Below are 15,899 nucleotides of genomic sequence, written 5' to 3' on the forward strand. Positions count from 1 at the left end.
ACTAATAACCTGACCATACACATACTTTTATTCCCTATCATTTTATATCTTGCCGTAAAATAATACATCATGTTTACGAAAGAAACCTATATAAACCGTCGTAAGCGGTTAAAAAGCAAATTAGATAAGGGAATTGCCCTTATCATGGGCAACGTAGATGCCAGCATGAATTACCCACAAAACACTTATCATTTCAGACAAGACAGCACCTTTCTATACTTCTTTGGATTAGACCATGCAGGATTGGCTGGACTAATCGATTTTGAGAGTGGTGAAGAGATGCTTTTTGGAGATGACTTTACGATGGATGATATTATCTGGATGGGTCCCCAACCCAAACTAAAAGAAAATGCTGAAAAAGTAGGCATCAACCAAAGTTATCCTCTTTCAAACTTAAACAAGGTCATCCAAAAAGCCCTTTCACAAGGTCGAACGATACACTTCACACCTCCATACCGAGGTAAAAACATGATAGCAATGGGTGCGCTATTAAACCTTCATCCTGCCAAGGTGAAAGACCAAGCATCCACAGAACTAATCAAAGCCTGTGTAGCATTACGCTCCGTAAAAGAACCCTGCGAAATAGAGGAGATGGAAAGACATATGGCTACCGCTTATGCCATGCACACCACAGCAATGAAGATGGCACACCCCGGAAAAACCGAACAAGAAATCACAGGAGCCTTGGAAGGAATATCAATGTCCGGAGGAGGAATAGTCTCATTCCCAATCATCTGCTCTATTCATGGAGAGACATTACACAATCACTATCATGGCAACACCCTACAACAAGGCGACCTATTATTGGTTGATGCAGGCAGCGAATCACCTCTTCACTATGCCACGGACAACACCCGTACATCACCTGTTGGGGGCCAGTTTACTCAAAAGCAAAAAGAAATCTATCAAATAGTCGTCAACACCAATAACAAGGCACTGGCAGCCACAAAACCAGGCATCACCTATAAAGAAGTGCATTTACTAGCCTGTAAAACAATGGCAGCAGGTCTTAAGGACTTAGGTTTGATGAAAGGTGACATGGACGAAGCCGTTGCCCAAGGAGCCCACGCCTTGTTTATGCCACATGGACTTGGACATATGATAGGCTTGGATGTACACGATATGGAAGACTACGACCAACAACTGGTAGGTTACGACGATGAAGTTCGGCCAAGCAGTCAATTTGGCCTCTCCGCACTTAGAATGGGACGCAAACTAGAAACTCATTTTGTGGTAACCAACGAACCAGGAATATATTTTATTCCTGCCCTGATAGATCAATGGAAAAAAACAGGAAAATTCGCCGACTTTATCAATTACCCACAAGTAGAATCTTACAAAAACTTTGGCGGAATTCGCCTGGAAGATGATATATTAGTTACTGAAACAGGAAGTAGAATACTGGGAAAAAGAATTCCTATCAACCCTGAAGATGTAGAACAAATGGTAAAATCAGGTTGTTAATTCAGCCCCATCAGACTATTCTTAAAAGTAAAAACATTTTTATTTTTAAGATAGTCTTAATCTTTTTTTCTAAACAAATCCTTCATTCTATTAAGTAATCCTTTTCGCTGATCTTTTCTTTGTTCTCTTTCTTCCTTCTGGATACCTCTCCAGTCTTTCAAGCTAAGAGAATCGGGTCGCTCCTTACCACTTCTGAAAATATCAAAGAAAGAACGATCCGGATCATTCTCGGAATAGTCAGCACAATCAACCATCGCTAACAAGTCACTCTCTAAAGTGGGGAAGCGACGATTGGTATACTTATCATATGCAGGATTCCGTTCCACTTTTTTCATAAACAGGCCATAAATAGGCAAGGCCATATGTGCTCCCTGTCCCAGCGCTGTTGAACGAAAGTGCACCACAGGACTTTCGGCCCCTACCCATGCACCCGCCAACAGATTAGGCGTATACCCAATAAACCATCCATCGGCATTGTCTTGTGTAGTGCCAGTCTTCCCCGCAATCTGACTATTTAGTCCATAGGTAGTTTTCAATCCCCTTCCCGTGCCATTCTCCACCACACCCCTCAACATATAATTCATCAAATCAGCCGTTTGGCTATCCAATACAGGAAAGCCTTTTACAGCAGGTGTATGCTCATACAATACCTTTCCTGTCTTATCTTCTATACGAAGCAAGCCAAAGGGCACCACTTTAGATCCTCTATTGGCAAAACAGGTATATACAGTCAGCATCTCTTGCAAAGATATTTCACCAGCGCCCAGACTTAAAGAAGGAACCGCCGGAAGCTTTGATTGCACCCCCATCCTTTCGGCAAGATTTAATACTTTATCCACTCCGGTGCGCATCATTACCTCAGCAGTTATGGTATTTACAGAATGGGTCAATCCACCTTTCATAGAGTAGTATCCCAGATGCATCCCATCAGAGTTGGTCGGTGACCAATTATCATAATCTTCATAAACCCTACGTTCATTGGAGATATATTCACAAGGTTTCATGCCATCCAATAGCGCTGCCGTATAAACAATAGGTTTAAAAGTAGAACCAACCTGGCGACGTGACGTAACATGGTCGTACTGAAAATATTTATGATTGACACCCCCCACCCACGAAAGTACTTTGCCCGAATGAGGATCCATCACCATAAAACCGGTATTGAGAATTTTTAGATAATGCTTCACCGAATCCAAAGGAGATAAGTTAACATCTTTCTCTTCAGGATAGGCAAATATACGCATGCGGGTAAGCTCCTTCATTTTGGCAAGAATCTCATCCTCCGTTTTCCCGGCTGCTTTTAAACTTTTATAACGTTGAGAGGCATGCAAAGCCTGGCTAAACACGGATGGTTGCATCTTCCAAGGGTCACGATTTTTCCAATGGTTTTTAAACTCCCTTTGTAACACAGCCATATGTTGCTGCACTGCTTCTTCGGCATACTCTTGCAAAGTAGGATCTATAGTAGTATAGATTTTCAAGCCGTCTTTATACAAATCATAGTGCTCCCCGTATTCATCCTCTAATATTCGTAAGGCCTCTTTTCGGATCATTTCTCTAAAATAAGGAGCAATACCAGTATTGTGATCTATTTTATGATAAGCAAGCCCCAAGTCCGATTGTTTTAACTCCGCAGACTCCTTTTCATTTAAAAAACCAAACTCAGTCATCCGGTCCAACACAATATTTCGACGCTTGGTGGAGCGCTTGGGATTTAAACGAGGGTTATAAGCTGTGTTAGCAGCCAACATACCCACCAATACAGCTGCCTCCTTAGCTTCCAAATCAGACGAGTGCTTACTAAAAAAACGTAGTGATGCTGCCTCGATACCATAAACATCTTCCCCAAAAGGAACTGTATTCAGGTACAAACTAAGGATTTCCTCCTTACTATACACCTCTTCAATTCTCGAGGCCACAAATATCTCTCTGGATTTATTAACCAACATGGTAAAAGGACCATATTGTTTCCTGGGATACAGATTTTTAGCCAATTGCTGACTGATGGTACTTCCCCCACCTTGCGCTTTATCCCTAAAAAGTATCGTTTTCACCACTACTCTCCCCAGGCTCAGCAGATCAAGCCCCTTATGTTGGAAGAAACGCTTATCTTCGGTAGCTACCAAAGCATTTTTGGCATGTTGAGAAATGACCTTATTCTCAATACTCATTCGGTTCTGATAGTAGTATTTACCCATGAGCACCCCATCCTCGGTATATACCTCCGAAGCAATATCATTATTTATCTGGGACAAATCATCCTTGCTAGGCAAGCGACCAAAGACACCCAGATAAACAAACAAAAGAAAAACAAAGGCTACTCCAATAGAAAGGCCTACAGCCTTTAAAACAAAAGGAATTATATATTTTCGAAATGAAGACTGCCGATTACTTCTGACAGATGATTTTTTCGCAGTTCTTTTATGCGTGGTTCTTTTTTTGGTCATTTGATGTGTGTTGAAAATCAAAACTTAAATGCATTAAACAAACGGCGCAATGCTTTAGTTATATCCGTCCAAAGCAAAACCTTCTTCATCTATTTCCCGATAAAATTGTTTTAGAAAGCCCAACATATAATTATGTCTCTCCACAGCCATACGTCTACCACTTGGGGTCTCCATCTTATCTTTCAACAACAATAATTTTTCATAAAAATGATGAATGGTCGGTGAGGTATTGTTACGGTAATCCTCGCTTGTTTGATATGTTTGAGGAGGGTATGCATCATTAAACATCTCCCTATTCTTTCTTCCTCCGTAGTGAAATGTCCGCGCGATACCAATGGCTCCGATGGCATCCAAACGATCCGCATCACGTACTATCTTTTGTTCCAGCGACAATGTTTCAACCCCCTCTATCCCGGCACCAAAAGAAACCGCATTTATAATATTAAGCAAAGATACGCCCGTTTCTATGGGCAAGCCTATGCGCTCAAAAAAATCCATAAGTTGATTTTCAGCCCCCCTCTTATCAAACAATTTCTCGTCACATATATCATGCAGTAATGCCCCTGCTTCAATCAAAAACACATCCCCATGTTCTTCCTCATTAATCCTTCGCGCATTCTTAAGCACCCTACAAATATGGCTCATATCATGACTCGCATCCACCCCCTTCATTTTTTCTGAGACATATCCTTCTATTTGCTCCAAAATTGACGCTTGCAAGTCATCCATAAGTAAAGAAATATTTATTTAAAGAGTTTCTTATACAGCTCTTTGCTCAAGGTTTGTTTATGTAACATAATAGCAACAGTATTCATTCTGACATACTGTTCTGACATATATAAGTAACCCTCGTAAGGATTTTTCTGGGTACCCCAGCTATTCTTCGTTTTAAAATAAACCGTTCCATTTTCATCTTTAACCAGCCCCACAATATGCATCAAATGATCATCCGTTGCCTTCCAGCTATAAAAAGCCTTTTGTCTATCCTCTTGCGACACAGACTTTTCTGCTTGAGGAACAAAACCCTTTGAATCATCCATGGGAACAATGGCTAACCCTTCCTTGTGTGAAAAAAAATCGTCAGAAACATCTCCATCCCACACAATAGAAAAGCCCTGCTCCAAGGCATGCTTCATGGTAGCTACCAACTCATCGATGGGTACATTATAATACCTATCATGCGACCAGTTATCAGGCACCTCTAAATCAAAGCTCTTATAAAACGGATGATGCGTATAAGAGGATAATTCCACATAATTATTTCTTTCAATACCTAAGCCCTTTGCAAATTGGACAGGAGAATAGGTTCTTTTATTAAATTGCACCTGTGTAGGAACCTCTCCCATATAATTTGTAAGTACCGAATTAATATTATCAAACCACAGCTTAGAAGGTGCCGCATCTTTTTGATGAATATACCCATCCAATAAGGTTTTTAATGCGGCCTCCATCTCACCATGATTATGCACTCGTGAAGTATCATGAGTGCCCCAGAAGTCACTTTCTCGCACAAAACCATGCGCCTCAACCACATTCATCACATCATGTGCCTGTCCTCCCTGACTAAAATTGCCCTTACCATGAAGCAAAACATATTGCTGTGCCTTATCCTGGTATGCATGCTTAACAATATACATTTCAGACAAATCTAAAGCGGGGCCCCCCATACGTATTATTTCCGATTCAATAAATGAAACAGTGCTATAAGCCCAGCAAGTACCTGTTCTTCCCTGGCTTTTAACGGGGGTTGTTTCAACCTCTGCAATAGATTCAAAATGAATTTTTTGTTGTGCCGTAACAATAGACGATGACAAACAAATAGCCGCTAACAATAGATTACTTACTAACTTCATAAAATTTTAACTTAAAAACGGTTTGTAAAATACTAAAAAGTTAACACAAAAATAAAGCCATTAAGAAACAAATCTTAACGGCTCCATTGGCATGCTGCTCATTTAGCCTGACCTATTTAGTAGCTGCAAGACTATTTAGTCTTTGCAAGAAAACTCCAAATACTGCGTTATTCTCATTTTTGAAACAGTCATTTACAATCAGTAAACTCCTTGGTTTCAAAAATATCGAAAGCCTTGTCTTTGAAGCTTTCTTATCAAAGACTGAAAAAACAGTCCTTTTCTTGCAGCCACTATTTATATTCTTGCCAGCTCTTGATACTTATTTCATCCTGTCCCATTTTACAAAATGCTTGAATAAAAGCACTGGCCAAACGGGCATTGGTAATCAAAGGTATATTAAAGTCGATGGCATTACGACGGATCTTATACCCATTTTTTAGTTCATTCGTACTTAGGTTCTTAGGTATATTGATTACCAGATCGATTTCCTTTTCCCGAATCATTTCCAGTGAGTTTGGACGTTTATCCGGCTCACTTGGCCAATAAATCAATGTTGTATCCACACCGTTTTCCGCAAAGAATTTATGAGTACCACCGGTAGCAAAAATATTAAATCCTTTTTCCTTCAATAAGCGGGCACTCTCCAGCAGTTCCATTTTAGATCTCAATGGACCCGAAGAAATCAATATATTTTTTTTAGGAATTGTATAACCTACCGAGAGCATTGAAGTAAGTATGGCCTCATCAAAATTATCTCCAATACAACCTACCTCACCTGTTGATGACATATCCACACCCAATACAGGATCGGCCTTGGCCAAACGCGCAAAAGAGAACTGAGGCGCTTTAATACCTACACAATCCAAGTCGAACAAATTTTTATTGGGTTTTTGCACATCCAGTCCCAACATCACCTGTGTGGCCAGATCAATCAGATTCACTTTCAATATCTTAGACACAAAGGGAAAACTACGCGAAGCCCTTAAATTACATTCAATAACCTTCAGCTCGTTATTTTTACCCAGCAACTGCATATTAAAGGGTCCTGAAATATGTAAGGCTTTGGCAATCTCCCTGGCGATTTTCTTCACCCTTCGCATCGTTTCTATGTACAATTTCTGTGGAGGGAAAACGATGGTTGCATCACCAGAATGCACCCCTGCAAACTCAACATGCTCAGAGATTGCATAGGCCACTAATTCACCGTCTTTAGCCACGGCATCCACCTCAATTTCTTTGGCTTCCTCAATAAATTCAGAAACCACCACAGGATATTCCTTAGATACATTGGCTGCCAAGGTCAAGAAATGCTCCAGCTCATCCTTATTACTAACCACATTCATGGCTGCACCGGAAAGCACATAACTAGGACGAACCAAAACCGGGAAACCTACTTCCTCAGAAAAGGCAATAATATCATCCACAGAAGTCAGCTCACTCCAACGTGGCTGGTCAATATTTAACTCATCCAACATGGCCGAGAACTTCTGACGGTTTTCAGCCCTGTCAATATTTTCGGGAGAAGTACCCAATATAGGCACTTGCTGACCATTCAGCTTCATAGCCAGGTTATTCGGTATCTGTCCTCCCACCGAAACAATCACACCCTTAGGAGCCTCCAGGTCTATAACATCCAGTACACGCTCAAAGGAAAGCTCATCAAAATATAAGCGATCACAAATATCGTAGTCGGTACTCACCGTTTCAGGATTGTAATTAATCATTACCGAACGGTATTTCTGCTCACGAATGGTATTAAGCGCATTCACACTACACCAGTCAAACTCCACCGAACTACCAATACGATAAGCCCCACTACCTAAAACAACAACCGACTTACCATCCTTCTCATAATCAATATCATGCTCACTACCGCTATAGGTCATATACAGGTAATTGATTTGCGCAGGGAACTCACCCGCCATGGTATCAATTTGTTTCACAACCGGAAGTATATTACGTTTTTTACGTTCGGCCCTCACTTTTATCAAGTCATTTCCAATCACTTCGCTGGTACTCTTAAAGACACAACGAGCTATTTGAAAATCGGAATATCCCATACGTTTTGCATTACGTAGCAAATCATCGGGGAGATCCTCCAACTTCGAATACTTTTTAAGTTCTATCTCTAGATTACTTATATTCTTCAGTTTTTCCAGGAACCAATGATCAATCTTACTCAAGTCATGAATTTCATCCACACTCATTCCCAGAGAAAAAGCCTCTGCAATGGCATATATACGCTGATCCGTTGGTTCGGCCAGCTCTGTTTTAACATCAATTCCTTTCAAGGGTTGGTTGGCCACAAAACCATGCATCCCTTGTCCAATCATACGCAACCCTTTTTGAATTGCCTCCTCAAAAGTACGACCGATAGACATGATCTCACCCACCGATTTCATACTACTACCAATCTGCTTACTAACGCCGTTAAACTTATTCAAATCCCAGCGCGGAATCTTACATACCACATAATCTAAGGCAGGCTCAAAAAAGGTGGTGGTGGTTTTGGTAACAGAGTTTTTCAGTTCATGCAAACCATATCCCAAACCAAGTTTTGCTGCCACAAACGCCAATGGATATCCGGTAGCCTTTGAAGCCAAAGCACTGGAGCGTGACAAGCGGGCATTTACCTCGATAACACGATAATCTTCCGATTCGGGATCCAAAGCATACTGCACATTACACTCTCCCACCACGCCAATATGACGTATAATTTTTATGGCCAACTCACGCAGCTTATGATATTCGGAGTTGGATAAAGTTTGTGATGGTGCAACCACAATACTTTCTCCCGTATGAATCCCCAATGGGTCAAAATTTTCCATATTACAGACCGTAATACAGTTATTATACTTATCACGAACCACCTCGTATTCAACCTCTTTCCAACCTTTCAACGATTCCTCAACCAATATTTGATCCGAATAAGAAAATGCATTTTCTGCTCGCGAAATTAACTCCTCCTTGTTGTAGCAAAATCCGCTACCCATACCTCCAAGCGTATAAGCCGCCCTAACAATGATAGGAAAACCAATTTCATCAGAAGCCTTCACTGCCTCTTCCACAGAGGTTACAGCCAAACTAATGGGTGTTTTTACATCAATCTCTCTCAGCTTGTTCGCAAAAATCTCACGGTCTTCGGTATTAATAATCGACTGCACCGGCGTTCCCAGCACTTCCAGATTATATTTTTCTAATACGCCCGACAAATAAAGCTTGGTTCCACAATTTAAGGCTGTTTGTCCTCCAAAAGCCAATAATATACCCTGGGGTCTTTCTTTCTTAATGACCTCTTCCACAAAATATGGAGTCACGGGTAAAAAATAAATTTTATCGGCAATCTTGTCAGAAGTTTGAACAGTTGCAATATTTGGATTAACCAAAACCGTTTCAATACCTTCTTCTTTTAATGCTTTAAGGGCTTGCGAACCTGAATAGTCAAACTCTCCCGCTTCGCCGATTTTTAGCGCACCCGAACCAAGTATTACTACTTTTTTAATGTCTTTCCTCATTTGTTATTGGCTATTATAAAATTGATGTAATCGTATTCTTATGCATTTTTTTTCAATAAAATAGCTATTCAGAAATTTCAGATTACTGAATTTCCACAGCACATCCTCAACAAACCACCAAAACCAACCCCCGTTCAAACAGCTCTATCTACTGTATATGAATCAATAACACACACTTTGGCAATATATATTGTCTGCAAAAATACAAATATTTTGCAAAAACCTTTTGAATATTTTCAAAAAGTGTATATTTTTGCAATGTAATTGAATATTTATACAATGAAGATTAAAGCGCAAAGGCTAACCACTATTCAAAACATCATTAGCAAGCAAAAGGTAAGTAGTCAGGAGGAGCTACTCATGCTTTTGGAGAAGGAAGGCTTTATGACCACACAAGCCACCCTGTCACGCGATTTAAAGTTTTTAAAAGTAGCCAAAGTACCACATCTTGACAAAGGCTATGTATACGAACTACCCTCCGGGGTTAATAAAACGACTGATGAGACGCAGGATGACTTTCCCATTAGTGGCGTAGAATCCATTGATTTCACCGGTAATTTGGCGGTGATAAAAACGCGACCAGGTTTTGCAGGCGGCATAGCATCAATCATAGACAGCCACGACCCCTACGAAATTTTAGGAACCATTGCCGGGGATGACACCATACTTTTAATCAACAGAGAAGGTGTCTCCAAGGGACATATGCTAGAAGTATTAGCCATGTTCATTCCCGGATTAAAAAACAAAACGTTGTAGTTGATATGTAGGAGTATAAAAATAAATGAATAACGATTTTAACATAGAGGTTGCCAACGAGTCTCATTTAAAATATGTAGATGAGATACTCAACACCATTGCCGATGCGGCAAAAGTGAGAGGCACTGGTATCGCCAAGAGAAGTCCTGGTTACATTATACAAAAGATAAACGAAGGGAAGGCCATTATTGCTCTTCTCGATAAATCATTTGCAGGCTTTTGTTACATAGAGTCGTGGGGACACGACAGGTTTGTGGCCAATTCGGGCTTAATAGTAGTAGATCAATATAGGGGACAGGGCTTGGCCAAAGCCATTAAATCAAAGGCCTTTGAGCTATCCCGTAAGAAATTTCCCAATTCAAAGCTATTCGGACTCACAACGGGTCTGGCAGTAATGAAGATCAACTCAGAGCTAGGATACAAACCAGTCACATTTTCAGAGTTGACCGATGATGAATTGTTTTGGAAAGGATGTCAGAGCTGTGTGAACTACGACATACTGGTAAGAACAAACCGCAGACATTGCTTATGCACCGGAATGCTTTATGATCCTGCCAAGGCACAAGGACAAGAAAAGGAAAAGAGCTTTGGTGTATACGGAAGGTGGTTAAGGTTCAAGCAATCAGTTTTCCTCAAGGGAAACAAAAAGAAAGACAACAACAAAGTGTCCTATTTTAAGAGATTGCAAACAAAATTAATATCGTAAACAAAGATGCGAAGAGATGAAAGTTGATTCGCACAAAAAAATAAGAATAAAATGGAAAAAGTAGTTTTAGCATTTAGTGGCGGATTAGACACTTCGTTTTGCGTTAAATATTTAAAGCACGAAAAAAATCTGGATATATATTCTGCCATTGCTAACACGGGAGGCTTCTCTGATGACGAATTAAAAAACATTGAAGAGGGAGCCTACAAGCTAGGAGTAACGAAGCATGCAACACTCGACGTTACAGACGTTTATTACCGCAACTGCATCCGCTATATGATTTACGGTAACATCCTTAAAAACAATACTTATCCATTATCTGTAAGCTCCGAAAGGATTTTTCAGGCCTATGCCATTGTTGATTATGCCCGTAAAATAGGTGCCAAATACATTGCGCATGGAAGTACAGGTGCGGGCAACGATCAGATACGCTTTGACCTAACATTTCAGATCATTGCGCCTGAAATAGAGATCATTACTCCCATCCGAGACTTAACCCTGTCACGTGAGGCAGAGATAGAATATCTGAAAAAACATGGCGTTGAAAGAGACTGGAAAAAGATGGAATACTCCATTAACAAAGGTCTTTGGGGCACCAGTGTTGGAGGAAAGGAAACCTTAACATCCAACAAAAACCTACCTGAAGCAGCTTACCCAAGTCAACTAGAAAAAAAAGAACCCACTGAGTTGGTCATTGAATTCAAGAAAGGAGAAATAGCATCGGTAAACGACGAAACATTCGCCGTTCCTGTAGACGCCATTCGAAAAATTGAAGCCATCGGTTCTGCTTATGCCATTGGCAGAGACACCCACATTGGTGACACGATCATTGGCATCAAAGGAAGAGTAGGCTTTGAAGCCGCAGCTCCTATGCTAATTATTAAGGCACACCACCTATTGGAAAAACACACGCTCACAAAATGGCAGATGTACTGGAAAGAACAACTAAGCAACTGGTACGGAATGCTATTACACGAGGCACAATATGTGGAGCCGGTAATGAGAGATATCGAGAAATTTCTGGATAACTCACAAAAGAATGTAAACGGAAAAGTTAAACTTAAATTATGGCCCTACCGTTTCGAGTTGGTGGGAATTGAATCCGACAACGATTTGATGAACTCCGGTTTTGGCGACTACGGCGAGGTAAACAAAGGTTGGAGCGGTGATGATGTTAAAGGATTTACATCCATAATAGGCAACCAGCTTAAGATCTTTAACAATGTCAATAAAGGCCAGTTAGACATTGAATAAGGCAAGCACTGCAAAAAAAAATCAAAATAAGGGACAAGCCCCCAAAAGCAAGTCCCTTATTAACAATCTATTATTCAGAAAATATGATTAAAGTAGGAATCGTTGGTGGAGCAGGATATACAGCAGGAGAATTACTCAGAATATTACTGAACCATCCCCATGCAGAAATAACCTGCGTGCAAAGCACCAGTAATGCAGGAAACCCTATAACGGCGGTACACACCGATTTACTGGGAGATACAGAACTGAGCTTTGCTCCGAAACTAGACACAGCAAAAGTAGATGTCATATTTTTATGTATGGGTCACGGAAAATCCAAAGAATTCTTGACTGAAAATAGGATTCCGGAATCTATTAAAATCATCGACCTAAGTCATGACTACCGCATAGAAACTCCGGGAAACGATTTTGTATATGGTCTGCCAGAGCTGAATATGGAAGCCATAAAAACAGCCAATAAAATTGCCAATCCAGGTTGCTTTGCCACAGCAATTCAATTAGCTCTTTTACCATTGGCTGCAGCCAAGCAATTAAACGAAGTACATGTGAATGCTGTCACAGGCTCCACTGGAGCAGGACAAAAACCTACATCTACCTCGCACTTTAGCTGGCGCAACAACAACCTTTCTGTTTATAAAGTATTTTCGCACCAACATCTGGGTGAAATCAGGCAATCACTCAAACAGCTACAGCAAGATTTTAACAAGCCTGTTAACTTTGTACCGGTACGTGGAAATTTCACACGTGGTATTATGGCCACAGCATATACCGACAGCGACCTTAGTCAGGAAGAAGCAATTCAATTATATAAGCGTTACTATCAAGATCATCCTTTTGTAACTGTTACAGACACCAATCCCAACCTAAAACAGGTAGTCAACACCAATAAAGCAATTGTATTTATTGAAAAACATGAAGGCAAGATTTTCATCGTCAGCATGATCGACAACCTTGTGAAGGGAGCATCAGGACAAGCCGTACACAATATGAATTTGATGTTCGGAGTAGATGAAAAAGCAGGTCTTCGACTTAAATCCGTGGCCTTTTAACCGAAACACAACCAATAAATGATACCCTTCGGTACCGAAAGAACCACCCATCTGATTAAAAAAGACAATGCATAAAAAGGTTTAATTCAGATGTGGATGCAATGAAGACATGTAGATATTCCTGCAGGGTATTTCAAAACCCTGTAGGAATATTATTTAAAAGGACCCTCAATAAGGTCTGTTATCTTTTATCGAAAAAACACAAAAAAGAATGAAACTATTTGATGTATATCCCCTCTTTGACATTGAGCCAGTAAAAGCTCAGGGATGTTATATTTGGGATAAAAACGATCATAAATACCTGGATTTATACGGAGGTCATGCAGTTATAAGCATTGGTCATACGCACCCCCATTATGTAGAACGAATTACGCAACAATTAAATCAAATTGGTTTCTATTCCAACTCGGTTCAGAACCAGCTCCAAAAGGATTTAGCCCGGAAGCTGGGCGAGATATCAGGACTGGATGACTACAATTTATTTCTATGTAATTCTGGAGCCGAAGCCAATGAAAATGCATTAAAACTAGCCTCCTTTGCCACTGGTAAAAAGAAAGTTATCTCTTTCAAAAAAGGATTCCATGGTCGCACCTCGGCTGCTGTTGCTGTTACCGACAATCCTAAAATAATAGCACCCATCAACAGTAAACACGAAAGTGTTATTCTCGAACTTAACAACCTGGACACTGTTGAAGAAGCATTAAAGAACAATGACATTTGCGCCGTAATCATCGAAGGCATCCAAGGCATTGGTGGCATCATCGTACCCGATGCAGAATTTCTAGAAGGACTAGAACAACTATGTAATCAATACAATACCGTGCTCATCCTGGACGAAATACAATCAGGCTACGGACGTTCAGGAAAATTCTTTGCATTTCAATACAGCAAGGTAAAACCACATCTGGTAACCATGGCCAAAGGAATGGGCAATGGCTTTCCCATTGGAGGCGTATTAATATCTAACAAGTTTGAACCATGGTACGGCATGCTAGGCACTACCTTTGGGGGAAATTACCTGGCATGTGCCGCTGCATTGGCAGTTTTGGAAGTAATAGAAAAGGAAGACCTAATACAAAATGCCCAGAAAGTAGGCAGTCACTTACTGGCCAAAGCTAAAAAAATGTTAAAAGGATGCAAGGTACGTGGGTATGGACTAATGATTGGCTTAGAATTTGATGAGGAAATTGTAGCGTTAAGAAAGAAACTTCTTTTTGAAGAAAAAATATTTACCGGAGTATCAGGCACTAAAACCATAAGAATTTTACCTCCATTAAATCTTAGTATTGAGGAAGCAGATTTATTTATTGATAAATTGGTAAAATGCGTTCAATAATTTAGGAGCCTGATGCGTTATTAAATGAACATCAACATACACAGGCTATGATTAAATTTTTCTGGAACGAAGAGTGGAAAGACATTGATTTTGAAGAAGGTGCTCTGAAAAAAAAGTACGCCATATCCAATTACGGGAGAGTAATCAGTTACATCGACAAATTGGAAGAAGGAGATCTCATTAAAGGAGGTAGACTAAGAGGCTATGCCACATTGCCGGTTCGGCCGTTTGGAAAGTCTAAAACTTTTTACATTCATAAATTAGTTGCTCAGTATTTTATTGAAAACGACAGGGAAGATGCTAAATTTGTGATTCATGTAGATTACAACAAAAACAACAACTACATCCAGAATCTTAAATGGAGTACCAAGGAAGAAGTTTTTAAACATCAGCAGCACAACCCGTCGGTATTAGAGGCAAGAGAAAAACAAAAAGGACGAAAAACGGTTCAAGGACACAAACTGTCGTCGACCGAGGTAATTCGTTTGAAGCGAAAAATATTTGACCCCAAGCGCAAATCACGCTTAAAGATTATTGCCAAACAGTTTGGCATTAGTGAGATGCAACTATACCGAATAAAATCGGGAGAAAATTGGGGACACGTTAAAGTAGAAATTAATGGTGTAGAGTATTAGTTCATGAAATGACCATCTGCTTGTTATTCGTGAATGAAACTCGAATATCAAACAGAGTCATATTATGAAAAACAAAAAAATAGCAATTATAGGTGGCGGTAACTTAGGACAAGCCATAGCCAAAGGTATTGTTAACTCAAACATCGTTGCTGCGTCCAACATCACCGTCACCCGACGCAGAACCCATCTTATACAAACACTAAAAGAGCTTGACATCCGCATTAGCTCCAACAACATAGAAGCTGCCACAGATGCCAACATCATTTTCTTAGCTGTTAAGCCCTATCAGATTCAACAGGTAATAGAAGAAATTAGTCCTTACGTTCAAAAAGGTACCATCATTATCTCCTTGGCCACTGGCATAGACGCCTTGTCCATTGAAAAATATTTCAAAAAAGAACTCCCTATATTCAGAGCCATGCCCAACACGGCTATTGCCATTGGGGAGTCAATGACCTGTATTTCGGCACACCATGCCAACCAAGAGCAGGAACAAATTGTACTTACCCTTTTTGAGCAAGTTGGACAAGCACTGATTATTCCCGAAGAACTGATGTCTTCTGCCACTGTTCTGGCTGCTTGCGGAATAGCCTATGCCTTACGCTTTATTCGTGCTGCTACACAAGGAGGGATAGAAATTGGTTTTGGCTCAAACCTGGCATTGCAGGTGGCTGCGCAAACTGTAAAAGGAGCCGCTGAGCTTCTGATCAAAGCAGGCACACACCCCGAAGAAGAAATAGACAAGGTGACAACACCACGTGGTGTTACCATCTCCGGATTAAACGAGATGGAACACCAGGGCTTTAGCTCTGCCCTCATCAAAGGAGTATTAACATCATTTAATAAAATTGAGAACGGTAAGTAAGTTCAAGAAACCCATAGCT

At 40.4% G+C, this 15,899-nt stretch carries 12 protein-coding genes; 8 read left to right on the forward strand and 4 right to left on the reverse strand.

What is annotated here, in order from left to right:
* Positions 1-69 precede the first annotated feature (69 nt).
* On the forward strand, positions 70-1,464 hold the full coding sequence (locus CYTFE_RS0115310; RefSeq protein ID WP_027472500.1) for an aminopeptidase P family protein: 1,395 nt from the start codon (positions 70-72) through the stop codon (positions 1,462-1,464).
* 56 nt (positions 1,465-1,520) lie between these two features.
* On the opposite strand, the gene CYTFE_RS0115315 is transcribed toward CYTFE_RS0115310, so the two are convergent.
* The 4 genes from CYTFE_RS0115315 to carB form a co-directional block, all read right to left on the reverse strand.
* Positions 1,521-3,911 (reverse strand): penicillin-binding protein 1A, encoded by a 2,391-nt coding sequence (locus CYTFE_RS0115315; RefSeq protein WP_027472501.1) that lies wholly within the window; start codon positions 3,909-3,911, stop codon positions 1,521-1,523.
* Between the two features lie 54 nt (positions 3,912-3,965).
* Complete coding sequence (locus tag CYTFE_RS0115320) at positions 3,966-4,640, reverse strand: HD domain-containing protein (RefSeq protein ID WP_044214225.1); 675 nt, start codon at positions 4,638-4,640, stop codon at positions 3,966-3,968.
* A 14-nt stretch (positions 4,641-4,654) separates the two neighbouring features.
* Positions 4,655-5,764, reverse strand: a complete 1,110-nt coding sequence (locus CYTFE_RS0115325; protein ID WP_027472503.1) for a C1 family peptidase — start codon at positions 5,762-5,764, stop codon at positions 4,655-4,657.
* A gap of 290 nt (positions 5,765-6,054) precedes the next feature.
* Positions 6,055-9,279: a carbamoyl-phosphate synthase (glutamine-hydrolyzing) large subunit gene (gene carB, locus CYTFE_RS0115330; RefSeq protein WP_027472504.1), complete on the reverse strand. Its 3,225-nt coding sequence runs from the start codon at positions 9,277-9,279 to the stop codon at positions 6,055-6,057.
* A 279-nt stretch (positions 9,280-9,558) separates the two neighbouring features.
* Here carB and argR point away from each other — a divergent pair, with 279 nt between their 5' ends.
* The 7 genes from argR to proC all read left to right on the forward strand — a co-directional run bounded on the left by argR (position 9,559) and on the right by proC (position 15,880).
* On the forward strand, positions 9,559-10,035 hold the full coding sequence (gene argR, locus CYTFE_RS0115335) for an arginine repressor (RefSeq protein WP_027472505.1): 477 nt from the start codon (positions 9,559-9,561) through the stop codon (positions 10,033-10,035).
* Between the two features lie 25 nt (positions 10,036-10,060).
* Complete coding sequence (locus tag CYTFE_RS0115340) at positions 10,061-10,741, forward strand: GNAT family N-acetyltransferase (protein WP_027472506.1); 681 nt, start codon at positions 10,061-10,063, stop codon at positions 10,739-10,741.
* A 51-nt stretch (positions 10,742-10,792) separates the two neighbouring features.
* Complete coding sequence (locus CYTFE_RS0115345) at positions 10,793-11,995, forward strand: argininosuccinate synthase (protein WP_027472507.1); 1,203 nt, start codon at positions 10,793-10,795, stop codon at positions 11,993-11,995.
* An 83-nt stretch (positions 11,996-12,078) separates the two neighbouring features.
* Complete coding sequence (gene argC / locus CYTFE_RS0115350) at positions 12,079-13,044, forward strand: N-acetyl-gamma-glutamyl-phosphate reductase (RefSeq protein WP_027472508.1); 966 nt, start codon at positions 12,079-12,081, stop codon at positions 13,042-13,044.
* A gap of 211 nt (positions 13,045-13,255) precedes the next feature.
* Entirely contained in the window at positions 13,256-14,380 is a 1,125-nt protein-coding gene (locus CYTFE_RS0115355) for an aspartate aminotransferase family protein (protein ID WP_027472509.1), read from the forward strand.
* Positions 14,381-14,427: 47 nt separating this feature from the next.
* Complete coding sequence (locus tag CYTFE_RS0115360; protein ID WP_027472510.1) at positions 14,428-15,015, forward strand: NUMOD4 domain-containing protein; 588 nt, start codon at positions 14,428-14,430, stop codon at positions 15,013-15,015.
* Between the two features lie 64 nt (positions 15,016-15,079).
* Positions 15,080-15,880 carry a pyrroline-5-carboxylate reductase gene (gene proC / locus CYTFE_RS0115365; RefSeq protein ID WP_027472511.1) on the forward strand — a complete coding sequence of 267 codons (801 nt, stop codon included), beginning with the start codon at positions 15,080-15,082 and terminating at the stop codon, positions 15,878-15,880.
* Positions 15,881-15,899 lie beyond the last annotated feature (19 nt).

The sequence above is a fragment of the Saccharicrinis fermentans DSM 9555 = JCM 21142 genome (assembly GCF_000517085.1).
Taxonomy (GTDB): Bacteria; Bacteroidota; Bacteroidia; order Bacteroidales; family Marinilabiliaceae; genus Saccharicrinis; species Saccharicrinis fermentans.

Bases quoted from the DNA above. Each gene is read 5' to 3' on its own strand.
- CYTFE_RS0115310 (WP_027472500.1), top strand. From the start codon at position 70: ATGTTTACGAAAGAAACCTATATAAACCGTCGTAAGCGGTTAAAAAGC.
- CYTFE_RS0115315 (WP_027472501.1), bottom strand. From the start codon at position 3,911: ATGACCAAAAAAAGAACCACGCATAAAAGAACTGCGAAAAAATCATCT.
- CYTFE_RS0115320 (WP_044214225.1), bottom strand. From the start codon at position 4,640: ATGGATGACTTGCAAGCGTCAATTTTGGAGCAAATAGAAGGATATGTC.
- CYTFE_RS0115325 (WP_027472503.1), bottom strand. From the start codon at position 5,764: ATGAAGTTAGTAAGTAATCTATTGTTAGCGGCTATTTGTTTGTCATCG.
- carB (WP_027472504.1), bottom strand. From the start codon at position 9,279: ATGAGGAAAGACATTAAAAAAGTAGTAATACTTGGTTCGGGTGCGCTA.
- argR (WP_027472505.1), top strand. From the start codon at position 9,559: ATGAAGATTAAAGCGCAAAGGCTAACCACTATTCAAAACATCATTAGC.
- CYTFE_RS0115340 (WP_027472506.1), top strand. From the start codon at position 10,061: ATGAATAACGATTTTAACATAGAGGTTGCCAACGAGTCTCATTTAAAA.
- CYTFE_RS0115345 (WP_027472507.1), top strand. From the start codon at position 10,793: ATGGAAAAAGTAGTTTTAGCATTTAGTGGCGGATTAGACACTTCGTTT.
- argC (WP_027472508.1), top strand. From the start codon at position 12,079: ATGATTAAAGTAGGAATCGTTGGTGGAGCAGGATATACAGCAGGAGAA.
- CYTFE_RS0115355 (WP_027472509.1), top strand. From the start codon at position 13,256: ATGAAACTATTTGATGTATATCCCCTCTTTGACATTGAGCCAGTAAAA.
- CYTFE_RS0115360 (WP_027472510.1), top strand. From the start codon at position 14,428: ATGATTAAATTTTTCTGGAACGAAGAGTGGAAAGACATTGATTTTGAA.
- proC (WP_027472511.1), top strand. From the start codon at position 15,080: ATGAAAAACAAAAAAATAGCAATTATAGGTGGCGGTAACTTAGGACAA.